This window comes from Embleya sp. NPDC055664, assembly GCF_053618075.1.
In genome coordinates this window covers 93,945-109,837 of the sequence record NZ_JBSHGZ010000012.1, presented here as the reverse complement: position 1 = coordinate 109,837, position 15,893 = coordinate 93,945, and the positions used below count along the sequence as shown (strand labels likewise).

At 72.9% G+C, this 15,893-nt stretch carries 10 protein-coding genes; 6 read left to right on the top strand and 4 right to left on the bottom strand.

The annotated features are described in order from the left end of the window. The first annotated feature begins 17 nt into the window (after nt 1-17). Nucleotides 18-908, top strand: a complete 891-nt coding sequence (gene pucL / locus ACWGR4_RS21515; protein WP_452132614.1) for a factor-independent urate hydroxylase — start codon at nt 18-20, stop codon at nt 906-908. A gap of 45 nt (nt 909-953) precedes the next feature. Here pucL and ACWGR4_RS21510 read toward each other — a convergent pair whose 3' ends face one another. Beyond that, nucleotides 954-1,589, bottom strand: a complete 636-nt coding sequence (locus ACWGR4_RS21510) for a TetR/AcrR family transcriptional regulator (protein ID WP_380008340.1) — start codon at nt 1,587-1,589, stop codon at nt 954-956. 106 nt (nt 1,590-1,695) lie between these two features. On the opposite strand from ACWGR4_RS21510, the gene ACWGR4_RS21505 reads away from it, so the two are divergent. Both ACWGR4_RS21505 and ACWGR4_RS21500 read left to right on the top strand, forming a co-directional pair. Next, nucleotides 1,696-3,222 carry an MFS transporter gene (locus ACWGR4_RS21505; protein ID WP_380008337.1) on the top strand — a complete coding sequence of 509 codons (1,527 nt, stop codon included), beginning with the start codon at nt 1,696-1,698 and terminating at the stop codon, nt 3,220-3,222. 389 nt (nt 3,223-3,611) lie between these two features. Further along, nucleotides 3,612-5,939, top strand: coding sequence for a protein kinase domain-containing protein (locus tag ACWGR4_RS21500; RefSeq protein WP_452132613.1), 2,328 nt, complete (start codon nt 3,612-3,614; stop codon nt 5,937-5,939). Between the two features lie 123 nt (nt 5,940-6,062). Here ACWGR4_RS21500 and ACWGR4_RS21495 read toward each other — a convergent pair whose 3' ends face one another. Continuing rightward, nucleotides 6,063-7,352, bottom strand: a complete 1,290-nt coding sequence (locus ACWGR4_RS21495) for a citrate synthase (RefSeq protein WP_380008331.1) — start codon at nt 7,350-7,352, stop codon at nt 6,063-6,065. Nucleotides 7,353-7,657: 305 nt separating this feature from the next. Here ACWGR4_RS21495 and ACWGR4_RS21490 point away from each other — a divergent pair, with 305 nt between their 5' ends. Then, a complete protein-coding gene (locus tag ACWGR4_RS21490) occupies nt 7,658-9,625 on the top strand; it encodes a protein kinase domain-containing protein (protein WP_452132612.1) in 1,968 nt (655 codons plus the stop codon). Nucleotides 9,626-9,641: 16 nt separating this feature from the next. On the opposite strand, the gene ACWGR4_RS21485 is transcribed toward ACWGR4_RS21490, so the two are convergent. Beyond that, on the bottom strand, nt 9,642-11,588 hold the full coding sequence (locus ACWGR4_RS21485; protein WP_452132611.1) for an N-6 DNA methylase: 1,947 nt from the start codon (nt 11,586-11,588) through the stop codon (nt 9,642-9,644). Between the two features lie 228 nt (nt 11,589-11,816). Between ACWGR4_RS21485 and ACWGR4_RS21480 the strand changes: the two genes are divergently transcribed. After that, entirely contained in the window at nt 11,817-12,725 is a 909-nt protein-coding gene (locus ACWGR4_RS21480; protein ID WP_452132610.1) for a hypothetical protein, read from the top strand. Between the two features lie 214 nt (nt 12,726-12,939). Further along, nucleotides 12,940-14,649 carry a class I adenylate-forming enzyme family protein gene (locus ACWGR4_RS21475; protein WP_452132609.1) on the top strand — a complete coding sequence of 570 codons (1,710 nt, stop codon included), beginning with the start codon at nt 12,940-12,942 and terminating at the stop codon, nt 14,647-14,649. A gap of 77 nt (nt 14,650-14,726) precedes the next feature. Here ACWGR4_RS21475 and dapD read toward each other — a convergent pair whose 3' ends face one another. Next, nucleotides 14,727-15,722, bottom strand: a complete 996-nt coding sequence (gene dapD, locus ACWGR4_RS21470; RefSeq protein WP_452132608.1) for a 2,3,4,5-tetrahydropyridine-2,6-dicarboxylate N-succinyltransferase — start codon at nt 15,720-15,722, stop codon at nt 14,727-14,729. Nucleotides 15,723-15,893: the final 171 nt, after the last annotated feature.

Genomic DNA, 15,893 nt, shown 5'->3' with positions numbered 1-15,893 from the left:
ACGAGGGAGTCGGACCGATGGCGATCGTTCTGGGGCCGAATCGATATGGCAAGGCGGAGGTGCGCCTGGCCCGGGTGACCCGGGCCACCGCGACCGATCACGAACTGTGCGACCTCGACGTCTCGGTGTCCCTGTCCGGCGACCTCGCCGACACCCATCTGCGCGGCGACAACGCCCGGGTGGTGCCCACGGACACGATGCGCGCCGTGGTGTACGCCTTCGCCCAGGACCGACCGCTGCCCTCGATCGAGGAGTTCGGCCTGCGCCTGGCAGGACACTTCGTCGACGCGCACGCCTCGATCGACACCGCGCGGGTGCGCCTGCTCGAATACCCCTGGGTCCGGATCGCCGGCACGCACGGTCCGCACCCGCACGCGTGGACCCGGGCGGCGGGGGTGCGCTGCGCCGGGGTCGTGCACGGGCCGGAGGGCGTCGAGGTCTGCTCCGGCCTGGCGGACGTGGCCGTGCTCAAGTCCACCGGATCCGAGTTCCACGGCTTCCCGACGGACCGTTACACGACGCTCGCGCCGACCCGGGACCGGATCCTGGCCACCACCGTGCGGGCGCGTTGGCGCCATCGCCGCGACCGCGACGCACCGGCCGACTGGGACGCCTCGTTCCGCGCCGCCCGGGACACCCTGCTGCGCACCTTCGCCGAGATGCACAGCCTCTCGCTCCAGCACACCCTTTACACGATGGGCGAGGCGGTCCTGGCGGAGCAGGAGCACCTGGCCGAGGTACGCCTGACGCTGCCCAACCGCCATCACGTCGAGGTGGACCTGAGCCCGTTCGGCCAAACCAACCCGGGGGAGGTGTACCAGGTCACGGACCGGCCGTACGGCCTGATCGAGGGCACGGTCCTGCGCGACGACGCCGCCGCGGCCCTGGCCGACCTGCCCTGGGACTAGGCCACGCCTTCCCCGCTCCCGCCGTGCGTCGGAGCGAGCCCGCCCTCAGTCGTGGAAGGCCAGCATCGGGATCAGCGCGTTGTCCACCAGGGACTCGATCTCGGCGCCGGTCATCGGCACGCCCGAGACGGTGAAGCGCTGGCACAGGAACGTGGGTCCGGCCAGCACACATTCCGGGGCCAGGGCACCCTGGCGGGCCTCGCCGCGGGCGATGGCGTCGGCGATCACGTCGGTCAGCAGCGCCGTCCATGGGCCGACCACCCGCTGCTCCCACATCTCGGCGAACTCGTGGTGCCGGCTCAATTCGCTGCACAACATCCGCGTGCCCAGGCCCAGCGGGCCGAGCATGCCGCGCGCGATGGCCTCCAGGTAGACGATCAGGTCGCCGCGCAAGGTGCCCGGGAAGGACAGGGATTCCGGGTCGGGCAGCGTGGCGGAGAGCGCGTCGGCGACCATGCCCACCTTGTCCGGCCAGCGCCGGTACAGCGCCGACTTGCCGGTCCCGGCCCTTGTCGCGACGCCCTCGAAGGTGACCCCGGCGTAGCCGCGTTCGCCCAGCTCGGCGACCACGGCCTCGGTGATCGCCCGCTCCAGCGTGACGCCGCGCTTGCGGGGGCGCTGTCGGTAGTCGGAGACCAGCAGGGCTGTCTCGACGTGACCGGCGCGTACTCCTGTGCTCACTGTCACCTCCGACTGCCATGCTACAGAAAACGTTTGCGTTCTCTAAGGCATAACCTCTAGATTCACGTAGAGAACGCTCACGTCCACTAGCAATGCGAGGCAATCCATGACGACGGCACCTCCCGAGGTGGCCGGTTCGACCGGATCCCCGTCCGCCGAGGCGCCGCACGCGCGTCGCGGACTGGCCCTGGCCCTGCTCGCAGGGGCTCAGTTGATGATCGTGCTCGACGCGACCATCGTGAACATCGCCCTTCCCGACATGGGCAAGGCGCTCGACATCAGCGAAACATCGCTCTCCTGGGTGATGAACGCCTACATGCTGACCTTCGGCGGCCTGCTGCTGCTCGGTGGTCGACTCGGTGACCTCTTCGGCCGACGCCGGCTCCTGGCGCTCGGCCTGATCGTGTTCACGGTCGCGAGCCTGCTCGGCGGGTTCGCCGGCAACGAGGCCATGCTGCTCGCCTCGCGCGCCCTCCAGGGCGTGGGCGGCGCGATGGTGGCCCCCGCGGTCCTGTCGTTGGTGACCACCACCTTCGAGGAAGGGCCGGAACGCAACAAGGCGTTCGGCGTCTACGCCGCGGTGTCGGGCATGGGTTCGGCGGTCGGCCTGCTCATGGGCGGCCTGCTCGTGGAGTACCTGTCCTGGCGCTGGGTCATGTTCGTCAACGTGCCGATCGGCATAGCCCTGGTGGCCGCGCTCCCGCTGGCCATCCCGGACGACGCGAAGACCGGCGAGAAGGCCATCTGGCGCGGCCGGTTGGACATCCCCGGCGCGCTCACCTCCACGCTCGGTGTGACCGCGCTGGTCTACGGCGTGATCCGGGCCGCGGACAAGAGTTGGGGCGACGGGCTGACCATCGGCTCGCTGACCCTGTCCGCGGTGCTGATCGCCGCCTTCATCGTGATCGAACTCAAGGTCGAGCGACCGCTCATGCCGATGCGGCTCTTCCGCAACCGCAACCGCTCCGCCAGCTACGTGGTGATGGCGCTCGCCGCCGGCGGCATGATGGGTTCGTTCTTCTTCATCACCCTCTACATGCAGCTCGTCGCGGGCTACTCGCCGATCAAGTCCGGTCTCGCCTATCTCCCGCTGTGCGCGGGCGTGATGGTCTCGGCCCAGTTCACCAGCGTGATGTTGCCGAAGATCGGCCCGCGGGTGCTGCTGACCGTGGGTCCGGTGCTGGCCGCGGTCGGCCTGTTCTACTACGCGATGCTCGACGTCGACTCGAGCTACGTCACCGGCCTGCTGCCCGCGATGATCATCTTCGGTCTGGGCATGGGCCTGATCTTCGTCGCGATCATGGCCACCGCGGTGGCCGGCATCGCCCCGGAGGACGCGGGCATCGGCTCGGCGATGCTCAACGTCACCCAGCAGGTGGGCGGCGCCGTGGCGATCGCGGTGCTGACCACGATCTACTCCAGCGCCAAGGACGACAAGCTGCGGGACGAGGTGGCCAAGCTCGGCGGCAAGGCCCCGGACCTGCACGCGATCAAGGTCGCCCTCACCGAGGGCTACACGGCGGGCTTCACGACCGCCGGCATCCTGCTCGCCGTCGCCGCGGTGATCGCGGTCGCGGTGCTGCGGGTGGACAAGTCGGAGCTGCCCGCCGAGACCACCGGCGGTCTGCACTAGAACGGCATCGGCCGTCGTCGCCGGGCGGTCCTCCGCTCGCCCGTCGACACCTCGACACCCGGACCGGTTCCCGCGAACCGGCCCGGGTGTTCGCGGTCCGAAGGTGCGACACGTCCGAAAAACACCGATCAGTGGAGTAATTTCCGCTTCGGCGGCCACTCTTCGTGATCGACGCCTGGGGGATTCCCCCGTGTTTCGGTCCAAGCGGGACGCGGCGTGGGCGGCAGAGCGAGCAGGCGGGTACCCTGCGACAGGCAGCGGGTGCTCCGCCCCGGGGCACCTCTATCGCGACGACGGGACGACCGGCGCCGTGGCACTCCTCCCGCCTGTTCCTGTCGAAACAGCCGCTCGGCGGGGATGATGGGCGGTGGAGCGACTTCGGGGGGATTGTGACGGAACACGGATGGCCGGGTGAGCCACCGGCCAAGGGGGATCCGGAACGGATCGGCCCCTATGCGGTGCTCGGCCGACTCGGTGCCGGCGGCATGGGCCGTATCTATCTGGGGCGTTCGCCCTTCGGGCGACTGGTCGCGATCAAGACCATCCGCTCGGAGCTGGGCGGCGACCCGGGCTTTCGCGCGCGCTTCGCCCAGGAGGTGGCCGCGGCCCGCCGGGTCAGCGGCGTGTTCACCGCCGCCGTGGTCAACGCCGATCCCGACGCCGCGGTGCCGTGGCTGGCCACCGCGTACGTACCCGCGCCCTCGCTGGAGTCGCTGGTCCGCGCCTGCGGCCCGCTGCCGCCGCGCGCGGTGCGCTGGATGGCCGCCGGCATCGCCGAGGCGCTGGAGTCCGTACACGCCGCCGGCCTGGTGCACCGCGACCTGAAGCCGTCCAACGTGCTGGTCGCCAGCGACGGCCCCAAGGTGATCGACTTCGGCATCTCGCGCGCCGCCGACTTCGGCTCGCTCACCATGACCGGCGTCGCCGTGGGCACCCCGGCGTACATGTCGCCCGAACAGGCGCAGGGCGTGCGCGACATCACCCCCGCCAGCGACATGTTCTCGCTCGGCGCCACGCTGGTGTACGCGGCCACCGGGCACTCGCCCTACCCCGACCGCAAGCCCGCCGAGGCGCTGCTGCGCCTGGTCACCGGCTCGCCGGACCTGGAGGGGTTGCCGACCGAGCTGACCGGCCTGGTCAGCCTGTGCATGCAGCGCGCCGCCGAACACCGGCCGAGCCCGACCCAGTTGCTCAACCAGCTCGCCCCGCTCCTGGACGACAGCGACGCGGACAGCCAACTGCCCGACAACGCGTCGGCGATGGTGCAGCGGTTCGAGAGCCAGTACCGGCCGACGATGGGCCCGCGCACGCCGCCGGTCCGCGAACTCGTCGAGCCCGACGGCGAGCAGCGGCCCGAACTGCCGGAGAACGTGCGCCCGGACCCGAACAACATGGGCAAACTGCCCAACCAGGTCCGCCAGGAACCGCGTCCGGCGCCGCGCCCGGAGACCCACCGGCCGCCACCGCCGCAGCGCCCGCCGACGAACCCGACCCGCAAGCCGCCGCCCCGGCCGCCGGCCCCGCCGACGAACTCGCCGACGGGTGGCCCGCCGGGCGGCTCGCGACCGGTCTCGGGACGACCGGTGTCCACGTCCTCCCCCTCGCCGGCGCTGCCCACCGAGCGGGTGGCCCGGCCGCCCGCCCCCATACCCAACTCTCCGGTCACGTGGCCGGAGAGCGGTCCCGACGTGCCCCGCCAGCACCCCACGCCGCCGCGCACCCCCACCGGCGGCATGGAGGCCGCGCCGGTGTGGCGGTTCGCCGCTACCGGCGAGATCCTGACCCCGCCGGTGCGCGCGGGTTCCGGGCGGACCGCCCGCGTACACGTGCACAGCAACGACAACGGGCTGCACACCCTGCATCTGGCCACGCGCGAGTGGCGGTTCGACTCCTCGGGCTGGTCGCACCCGCCGGCCGTGGACGGCGAGCTGATGTACCTCAGCAGCCAGGACAACCACGTCTACGCCCTGGAGCTGACCTCGCGACAGTGGCGCTGGAGCTTCCCCACCGGCGGCGAGGTCGTGGCCGCCCCCGTGGTCGCCGACGGCACCGTCTACTTCGGGTCCAGCGACAACGCGCTCTACGCCGTGGACGCGGCCACCGGGCGCTGTCGCTGGCGGTTCCCCACCGGCGGCTGGGCCACCTCGCCCACCGTCGTGGACGGCACGGTCTACTTCGGCTCCAGCGACCGCTGCGTCTACGCGCTGGACGCGGCCACCGGCTGGTGCCGCTGGCGCTTCCCCACCGGCGGTTGGGTGTCCTCGCCGACGGTGGCCAACGGGATCGTGCACGTCGGCAGCACCGACCAGTACCTGTACCTGCTCAACGCCGGCGACGGCGCGATGCGCGGCTGGTTCGGCGCGGGCGGCCCGGTCGCCCAACCGGCCACCTCGGGCAACCTGTCCTTCTTCGGCAGCGGCGACGGCGGCCTGTACGCGGTCGACGTCAACACCACGCGCTGCGTGTGGCGTTACGGCGCCGAGGGCTGGGTGACCTCGCCCGTGGTCGCCGAGGACATGGTGTATGCGGGCAGCAGCAACGGCTCGGTGCTCGCGGTCGGCATGGGCGGCGAGCCCCGCTGGCGGTTCACCACCGGCGGTCGGGTGACCTCCCCGATCGTGGCCGACGGCCTGCTCTTCGTGGGCAGCGCCGACCGCCACCTGTACGTCCTGGACGCGGTCACCGGCAAGGGCCCGTCGGTCGGGACCAACGGCTGAGCGCGGGGCGGGCGCACGCGCCCGCCCCGACACCCCCGACACGCAACGATCCCGGAGCCGTTGCTCGCGAACCGCGGTTCGCGACCTTCGACTCCGGGATCGTCGTCGGGTGTTCGATCCGGGTCAGCGGGCACCGATGGGGGTGTAGTCGCGCAGCGCGACGCCCGTGTACACCTGGCGCGGACGGCCGATCTTGGCCTTCGGGTCGGCGATCATCTCCTGCCAGTGCGCGATCCAGCCCGGCAGCCGGCCGATCGCGAACAGCACCGTGAACATCTCGGTGGGGAAGCCCATCGCCCGGTAGATCAGCCCGGTGTAGAAGTCCACGTTCGGGTAGAGCTTGCGCTCGACGAAGTAGTCGTCGGCCAGCGCGCGCTCTTCCAACTGCATCGCGAGGTCGAGCAGTTCGTCCTTCTTGCCCATCCGGGACAGGACGTCGTCGGCGGCCTTCTTGATGATCGTGGCGCGCGGGTCGCGGCTCTTGTACACCCGGTGGCCGAAGCCCATCAGGCGGACGCCGTCCTCCTTGTTCTTCACCTTGTTCACGAAGGCGTCGATGTCGCCGCCGTCGTTCTTGATCTGCTCCAGCATCTCGAGGACCTGCTGGTTGGCGCCGCCGTGCAGCGGGCCCCACAGTGCGTTGATCCCGGCCGAGATGGACGCGAACATGTTCGCCTGGCTGGAGCCGACGAGGCGCACCGTCGAGGTCGAGCAGTTCTGCTCGTGGTCGCCGTGCAGGATGAGCAGCTTGTCCAGCGCGTCCACCACGACCGGGTCCGCCTTGTAGGACTCGGCCGGGACGGCGAAGGTCATCCGCAGGAAGTTCTCGACGTAGCCGAGCGAGTTGTCCGGGTAGAGCATCGGCTGGCCGACCGACTTCTTGAACGCGTAGGCCGCGATCGTCGGCAGCTTGGCCAGCAGCCGTATCGCCGAGAGCCGGACCTGCTCCTCGTCGAACGGGTTGTGGCTGTCCTGGTAGAACGTCGACAGCGCGGACACCACGGACGACAACATCGCCATCGGGTGCGCGTCGCGCGGGAAGCCGTCGTAGAACCGCTTGACGTCCTCGTGCAGCAGCGTGTGCTGGGTTATCTCGTCGCGGAAGTTGTCCAGCGCGCTCACCGACGGCAACTCGCCGTAGATCAGCAGATACGCCGTCTCCAGGAAGGTCCCCTGCTCCGCGATCTGCTCGATCGGGTAGCCGCGGTAGCGGAGGATGCCCTCCTCGCCGTCGATGAAGGTGATCGCCGATTTACACGCGGCGGTGTTGACGAACCCTCCGTCGTAGGTCACCAGCCCCGTCTTGGCGCGCAGCGTCGAGATGTCCATGGCGGTGTCGCCGATGGTGCCCTCGATCAGCGGGAAGGTGTGCTCGTTTCCTTGGTGGCGCAGTACTACCGAGTCCTCGCTCATGGGGGTCCCCTACTTCTCGGCTCAGGCTCCGGCAGCCACCCGGATCGTGTCCGTGCGGTTCCGGTCTTTGTGACATGTGTGCATCAGTACGAATAGCAGGCGCACGAGGCGGCCTCGCAGCCACCTCCCACCTGGGCGACAAACCGTGAGCCGCGTCACCTGACCCAGGGTGCCGGGTCGCAACGCCCTTGGTCACCGCCGGCTCGGGTCGCGACGGTGCCCTGTGTTTCGGCTTCCCGCTTCGGGCGTCACCCATGCGGCGTCATGATGAGGGGCACACGATCGGGCAGCCGGGGGGACGTTGCGTGACCGACGACGGACGACGGGGGCCGGCGCCCCTGGACGCCTACGATCCGCGCCGGATCGGGCCCTACCGGGTGTTGTCCCGGCTCGGCCGCGGCGGCATGGCCCGGGTCTTTTTGGGGCTGTCCCCGGCGGGTCGGCTGGTGGCGATCAAGACGATCCTGGCCGAGTTGGACCACGACGAGGACTTCCGGCGGCGGTTCGCCCGCGAGGTGCAGGCGGCGCGGCTGGTGAGCGGGGTGTTCACGGCCGCGGTGGTGGCCGCCGACCCGGCGGCCGCGCGGCCCTGGCTGGCCACCGCGTACGTGCCGGCGCCGTCGCTGCGCGAGGTGGTCGACGAGTGCGGCCCACTGCCGCCGGACGCGGTGCGCTGGCTGGCCGCCGGAGTGGCCGAGGCGCTGGGCGCGATCCACGGGGCGGGCCTGGTGCACCGTGACCTGGCCCCGGGCAACATCCTGGTCACCCTGGACGGGCCGAAGGTGATCGACTTCGGGCTCGCCCTCGCCCAGGACCAGGACACCGTCAACCTGGTCGGCACGATCGCCTACATGGCCCCCGAGCAGGTCGAGGGCGAATCCGGCACGGTCCGCTCCGACGTGTACGCGATGGGCGCCACGCTGCTGTTCGCGGGCACCGGGCACGCGCCGTACCAGGGCAGCGCGATGCGGGTGATGAGCGCCGTGCGCAACCGCGACCCGGACCTGAGCGGGCTGCCCCCGGAGCTGCTGCCGCTGATCGAGTCGTGCCTGCGCCGCCGGGCCGATCGGCGGCCGACGCCGGAGCGGGTGGTGGCCGACTTCGCCGAGCTGCTGACCGGCCGCCGGCGCCCGTACGAGGCCGCCGCGTGGTTGCCCCGGCCGGTGCTGGACCTGCTGCACGAGCACGAGCGGCGGATCCGGCCCGCCGTGGACGCGCCCCGGCCGCGCGCCCCGCGCCCCGCGCCGGAGCCCGAGGCGGTGCGCGCGCCCACGCCCGAGCGGCCGCGCCCGGGCGGGGCCCACCGCACCGGACCGGATCGGCCGTCGCCCGCCGAGCCGACCCGGCCGATGCCCGCGCCCGCGCCCACCCGGCCCTACACGCGCGAGCCGTATCGGTCGGCGCGGGCGCCGATGCTGGACCGGATCCTGTACGACCTGCCCGGATCGGGACCGGCCGGCGTGCTCGCCTCGTCCCTGGCCGACGCCGACCTGCGCCGGTGGCACCCGGTGCTGGCGCCGATGATCGACCCCGAACCGGGCGGAGGGCGCACGGCGGGCCGGCCCGCGGTCCGGTTCGGCCTGCTCGGCGGTCGGCCCACGCTGATCCGGCGCACCCCCGGCCGGGCGCTGGTGCTGATGGCCCCGGCCCGCCCCGGCCCCGCCGCGGTCTCGCTCGCCGGGCCCCGGCACGCGCTCGCCCTCGCCGCCTCGGGGGACCCGGCCGCCCTCCAGCCCACCGGTCGGCCCTCGCCGCGGATCGACCCGAAGGTGCTCGACGCCGAACTGGCCCGCTGCGCGCCCCGCCTGCGGGCCCGCGCCGGCAAACACGCCGACGTGCTGACGGACGTGGTCGCGGCGGTGCTCGCCCGGCCCGACGAGACCTTCGCGCTGTCCGAGGCGGACGGCGTGCCGGACCCCGAGGCGGTGTTGTGGGGCCTGTGCGATCTGGTCGGCCCGCTGCTGCCGTACACGCTGTCCTTCTCCACGCTGGCCGCGCCGGAGCCGGTCGACGAGCCGCGCGTGGTGGTGCACGCGCGGTGGCCGGAGCAGGAGGCGCGGGCGGCCGGGCGGCGGCGGCATCGCATCGTCCCGGGCGAGGAGCTGTACTCGATGGGCGACGTGCACCGCACCGCCGCCGAGGCCCTGGTGCGCTGCTACACCGGCCCCGACTGGAGCGCCGCGGCGGCCGGGCTGACCCCGTCGGGCCCGCTCCGCGCCGCCGCGCCCGCCGACCGCTCCCGGCGCGTGCTGCGGGCCTTGGAGGGGCGCTGAGAGCCCGCCGTCGCGGCTACCCCGGCGGTCGCAGCAGGCCCGCGGTCAGGCCCTCCAGCAGGCCCCGGCCCAGGTCCTCGCCGAGCGCGGCGGCGCCGCGCAGGTCGGTGACGAACGTGCGCAGCGCGCGGAAGGTCTCGCCGTACGCGCGCTGCCGGTCCGGCGGCAGCAGCGGGATCTCGATCCGCCGCACGTCGACGCGCACGATGCTGGAGCCGTAGCCGGCCCGCCGCGCGTGTGCGGGGTCGGTCAGGAATCCGGCCAGGAACCACGGGTCCAGCGCGGCCGGGTCGGGGCGCAGCAGGTGCAGGTTGGGCCCGAGGACCGCGCCCTGCTCGGCTGTCCCGGCGACCCGGACCGCGCTCGCCCAGCCGTGCTCGTCGCCGCCGAGCAGGGTCGGCACGATCACGTCGCCGGCGTGGATTCGGGGGTGCTGCGCCTCGTCCGCCTCGGCCGCGGACAGGCGCGCGCTGGGCGGCACGGCGGCGGCCAGGTCGGTGGTGGTGAGCATCGGCACGGTCGGGCCGGGGGGCGTCTCGTGGCCGACCCGCCCGGCCCGCGACGCGCTGCGGTACAGGGTGACCGCGCCGGTTCGGGCCAGGTCGGCGAGCGCGACCGAGCGCCACGTCCCGGCGCCCTCCTCGGCGGCCGGCACGGCGGGCACCAGGTGCGGCAGCCGGGCCAGCAGGGCGAGCAGCCGGGCGCGGGTGTCCTGTACCCGCTCGGCCACGTTCACGTCGGTCTGCGCGGGCAGGTTGTGCGCCGGGGTCAGGTCGACGTTGTCGTCGAGGAGTTCGATCAGCGGTACGGCGCGGTGTCGGCCCGGGATCTCGGTCAGGCCCGCCGGATCGGCGCGGAAGTCGCGCCAGGCACGCAGCGCGGTGTCCGCCGCGACGGGGTCCGCCAGATCGTCGAGCTCGGCGAACAGCACATGTGAGGGCATGTGCTCGCCCGAGGGCCGCTCCAGGATCCACAGGTGCAGCGCCACCCCGAACGGCGGCGCGGCGCCGGCGGGCAGGCCGAACACCGCGCGCAGCGCGCCCCGGCGCAGCAGTTCGGCCCGGATCCGACGCCCCGAGCCGCGGGCCGCCACCGCCGGCGGCATCAGCAGCACCACTCGCCCGCCCGCCTCGGTGTGCCCGAGCGCGTGTTGCACCCAGGCCAGCTCGGATTCGGTGCGCGGCGGCAGGCCGTACTCCCAGCGCTGGTCGTAGGCCAGTTCGTCGTGCCCCCAGTTGCGGTCGTTGAACGGCGGGTTGCCCACGACGGCGTCGAAGCGGGCGCCGGGCCACGCGTCGGTGCGCAGTCCGTCGCCCTCGGCGATGGCGACGTCGGTGTCCGGTGCGGCGTCCGGATGCAGCGCCAGGCGGACCCGGATCAACCGGGCCAGGGCCGGTGCCTCGGTCTGCCCGCGCAGTGTGCGCGCCGAGCGGACGAAGCCGAGCAGCAGGTCGCCGTGGGTGGTCGCGGGATCGAGTACGGTGACCGGCTTCTCCCGCCCGGCGCCCGCGAGTTCGGCGATCAGCGCGACGGTGGCCGCGGGGGTGGCGCCGCCGGGGCCGGCGGGCGACTCGGCGAAGCGGGCGTACAGGTCGGCGAACACGGCGGGCGCGCCCCGGGTCGCGGCGAGGTCGCCGGCGGCGCGGAGTCGATCGGCGTGCGGGCCGACCGGCGCGGGTGCACCCGCGAGCAGGTATTCGCCGATGTCGGCGAGCCGCTCGGCCACGTCGCCGTCGGCCGCGATCAGGCGCCACAGCCGCTCCTCGGGCGCGACCTCGGCGATCTTGCCCTGGGCACGCAACCAGCCCTCCACGTCGGCCAGCGCGAACGTGGGGCTCGCGTCGCTGCCGCCCACGGGTCGCGGGAAGTCGTCGAAGCGCCGACGCCAGTTGCTCACGGCGGCGCGCCCGACACCCGCGATGCGGGCGATCTCGGCAGCGGTGACCTGGGGGCTGGTGGGCACCGTCTCCTCCTCATGACCTGGGGTGTGAACCGCGAGAAGTCAATCATAGAGAAGCAACGTGATGGCAGCACAGAGAAGGTGTTGACAGAGTTCACAGCTACTGTTTCCATTGACTCAGGCAGCACGGTGTGACCCCGGAAACACCCGCACCGTCCGCCTGTTTCCGCAGTGCCTCCGGGCAGTGACGCCAAGCAGTGACTCCAAGCAGTGCTTCCGAAGGGAAACCTCATGTCCCCGATCGCTCCCCGGCCGACCGTTCTCCGGCAGTCCGCTTCGACCGCGACTCCGCGGGGCCGGCGCCGGGGCCTGATCACCACCGTGGCGGTCGCCGCGACGATCGCCCTGACCGGCTCGCTCGCCGCGTGCGGCCCGAAGAAGCACGAGGGCAAGGCGTCCAGTGCGACGGTCGAGTCGCCGAAGACCACCGGCGCGGCGGACGCGAGCGCGGCGCCCGGTGCCGGGCCGGCCAAGACGCAGAAGAGCGACAAGGGCGACAAGAGCGAGCCGAAGGGCGGCACCGACAAGGTCGCCCAGGATCTGCTGGCCTACCTCAAGACCACCAAGCACGGCGGTGTGGTGTCCGAGGTGCGGATCGCGAAGCAGTACGAGCGGTACGAGGTCACCATCAACACCACGCTGCCCGCCGATATCTCCATCACCGAGGACATCAAGGGCGCCAACGCCCGGATGGACAAGGGCCGGAAGCTCGCCGTCGAGGCGTTGCAGTGGACCCAGGACTCGGCCACGCTGACGATCTCCTCGGTGTCGGTGCTCGACAAGGAGAAGGGCACCGCCGGGATCGAGAACGGCGCGGAGAAGGACGGCGACAAGGCCGGCTCGGAGAAGTACGCCGCCGACATGCTGGCCAAGCTGAAAACCACCACCTACGGCTCCCTGGTCACCAAGGTTCGGATCGCCAAGACGTACTCCGGCTACGACATCGCCGTCATGACCACGCTGCCCGCCGAGGTCTCGCTCGGCGAGAACCCGACCGCCGAGAGTGCCCGGATGGACAAGGCGGGCAAGCTCGCCAACGAGGCGAAGCAGTGGGCGCAGAGCAACACCGGCCGCAAGGTCTCCTCGGTCGAGGTGCTGGACGTGGAGAAGGGCATGGCCGGGATCGAGAACGTGGGCTGAGGCCCGGGGCCTGATCCGGTCTTCCGGGTCTTTCGACTCCTTCGAGTCTTTCGGGCCGACGAACTTTCATCCGGGGGGATGAGGGAGGGGCCACGAGGGCGATCCGCCGAAGGGCGGGTCGCCCTCGTGCGTTGTCGCGCGCTCGTCGCATCCATGCGCAGATCACATCGCGGATCGCTTGAATGACTCGGTCAAGGATCCTAGGGTCCCCGCCATGGCCACCTCCAGTTCCGCCGGGTCCGCCGCAGCCGCGCCCGATCCCGTACTCGCCGCCCTGACCGCCCCCGACGGCCCGTTCGCGCTCGTCGAGGAGGACGTGCTCGGCGTTCCGCTGCGCGTCCTGGCCGAACGGCCCCGCTCGATCACCGCCTTCGTCGAGCGGGCGCGCGGGTTCGGGGATCGCGAGTATCTGGTCCACCAGGACCGCCGGATCAGCTTCACTCGACACGTGCGTGACGTCGCCTCGACCGCGCACGCGTTGCGCGAGCGGTATGGGGTCGGGCCGGGGGACCGCGTGGCGATCCTGGCGGCGAATCGGCCCGAGTGGTTGACCGCCTTCCAGGCCGCCGCGGCGCTCGGCGCGATCGCGGTGGGCATGAACGGGTGGTGGGCCGCCGACGAGATCCGCTACGCCGTCGCGGACTGCGCGCCCACCGTGCTGATCGCCGACCGGCGCCGGTTGGAGCGGCTGGGCGGCGCGATCGCCGCCGCGGGCGAACTGGGCCTGCCCGTAGTGGAGATGGAGGGCGACTTCGCCGCGCTGACCGAGTACGCCCCCGACGCCGACCTGCCGCCGGGCGCCGCCGACGAGGACGACCCGGCGCTGATCCTGTACACCTCCGGCACCACCGGCCGGCCCAAGGGCGCCGTGCTCACCCATCGCAACGTGGTGGCCATGCAAAACCTCCAGGCGCTGCTCGCCGCCCGGGCGAGCGCGCACCTGCCCGCCGCCGCACGGGCCCAGGCGCCGCCCGGGAGATGGCTGGTCAACAGCCCCTTCTTCCACGTCTCGGGCCTGCTGGCGGGCGCCGTGGCGGCGCTGGCCGGCGGGCAGACGATGGTGCTCTACGCCGGGCGCTTCGAGGTGTCGCGGCTTCTGGAACTGATCGAACGCGAGCGGTGCACCACGTGGTCGCTGGTGCCCACGCTCGGCTGGCGGGTGGTCAACCATCCCGACACCGTGCGGCACGACCTGTCCTCGATCGTGCGCCTCGGCGGCGGCAGCGCGGCGTTCTCGCCCGAACTGGTGCGCCGGCTCCAGGAGGTGTTCCCGGGCGCCAAGGGCGCGCTCGGCGTCGGGTACGGGCTGACCGAGTCCGGCGGGGTGGCCACCACGGCGGGCGCCGCGCAACTGGAGGGCGAGCCGGGGGCGATCGGTACGGCGGTGCCGACGGTGGAGGTGACGATCCGTCACGAGGACGGCACCGAACAGCCCGACGGTGTCGAGGGCGAGTTGTGGATCCGCAGCCCGCTGGTGATGCGCGGCTACTGGCGCAACGAGGAGGCCACCGCGAAGGCGCTCACGCCGGACCGGTGGTTGCGCACCGGCGACCTCGGCTTCGCCCGCGCCGGCCGCTTCCACCTCGCCACCCGGCGCAGCGACCTGATCCTGCGCGGCGGTGAGAACGTCTACCCGGCCGAGATCGAGCACTGCCTGGACGCGCACCCGGACGTCGCCGAGTCGGTGGTGGTCGGCGTACCGCACCCGGAGTGGGGCGAGGAGGTCAAGGCGATCGTGGTCCCGGCCCAGGGCAGCCCGATCACCGCCGCCGAGCTGGGCGCCTATGTGGCCGAGCGGCTGGCCCACTTCAAGGTGCCGGCCCACTGGGAGTTGCGCGCCGAGCCGCTGCCCCGGACGCCGACCGGCAAGGTGATCCGCGCGGTGGCCACGGGCGGCCGCCCCGCCGACCTCGTCGAGGAGTGAACGACGCGAGCGGGGCCGGCGGCCGTGGTTCGCCGCCGGCCCCGCTCGGGACCACCACCGCGCAACGCGGCGTCCGGTCAGTCGTTCTTGTGCAGGTCCTCGTTCAGCGCGCCCCACGACTTGGTCCGGGCGATCGCCTCGATCGTGCCGGTGACCGAGTTGCGGCGGAAGAGCAGGCCGTCGCGACCGGAGAGTTCGGCGGCCTTGACCACCGTGCCGTCCGGGGTGGTCACCCGGGTGCCGGCGGTGATGTAGCAGCCCGCCTCCACGACGCAGTCGTCGCCGAGCGAGATGCCGATGCCGGCGTTGGCGCCGAGCAGGCAGCGCTCGCCGACCGAGATGGTCTCCTTGCCACCGCCGGACAGCGTGCCCATGATCGACGAGCCGCCGCCGATGTCGCTGTGGTCGCCGACCACGACGCCCGCGCTGATCCGGCCCTCGACCATGGACGCGCCGAGGGTGCCCGCGTTGAAGTTGCAGAAGCCCTCGTGCATCACCGTGGTGCCGGGCGCCAGGTGCGCGCCCAGGCGGACCCGGGTGGTGTCGGCGATCCGGACGCCGGCGGGCACCACGAACTCGGTCATCCGGGGGAACTTGTCCACCCCGGCCACCTCGAACGGCACGCGCGCGGCGCGGGCGCGCAGCCGGGCCGCGGCGAGGCCGTCCACGGGCACCGCGCCCAGGTTGGTCCAGGCGATGTTCGGGAGCAGGCCGAACAGGCCCTCCAGGCTCTGCCCGTGCGGGCGGACCAGGCAGTGGCTGAGCAGGTGCAGGCGCAGGTACGCGTCGTGGGTGTCCACCGGCGCGGCGGCCAGCGAGGCGATCACCGTGCGCACGGCGACGACCTCGACCCCGCGCACCGCGTCGGCGCCGAGGCCCGCGATCGCGTCGGGGCCGAGCGCGGCCAGGGCCTCGTCGGCCGACAGCCGCACCGTCTCGGCCTTGCCGTCGGCGTCGCCCGAGGTCAGCTCGGGTGCGGGGTACCAGGTGTCCAGGACGGTGCCATCGGCGGCGATTGTGGCGAGGCCGGCGGCGACGGCACCAACGGGGGAGGAAGCAGCAGTGTCGATCACCCCGCTACCGTACCGAAGGCCCGGGCCGACACCGAGCGCCGGTCGACCGCGCCCCGACGCGTCGAGCCGGGGCCGGACCGGGCATCGACCCGGCTCGGAGCGGGCCGCGCGGCGGCTCCGAACGGCCCGGGTCACGGGCCGCCCACCCGATCGTGGGCCCGCTACGGCTCG

Excerpts from the sequence above, each read along its gene's own strand:
- pucL (WP_452132614.1), top strand. The coding sequence starts at position 18 with ATGGCGATCGTTCTGGGGCCGAATCGATATGGCAAGGCGGAGGTGCGC.
- ACWGR4_RS21505 (WP_380008337.1), top strand. The coding sequence starts at position 1,696 with ATGACGACGGCACCTCCCGAGGTGGCCGGTTCGACCGGATCCCCGTCC.
- ACWGR4_RS21495 (WP_380008331.1), bottom strand. The coding sequence starts at position 7,352 with ATGAGCGAGGACTCGGTAGTACTGCGCCACCAAGGAAACGAGCACACC.
- ACWGR4_RS21480 (WP_452132610.1), top strand. The coding sequence starts at position 11,817 with ATGTCCCCGATCGCTCCCCGGCCGACCGTTCTCCGGCAGTCCGCTTCG.
- ACWGR4_RS21475 (WP_452132609.1), top strand. The coding sequence starts at position 12,940 with ATGGCCACCTCCAGTTCCGCCGGGTCCGCCGCAGCCGCGCCCGATCCC.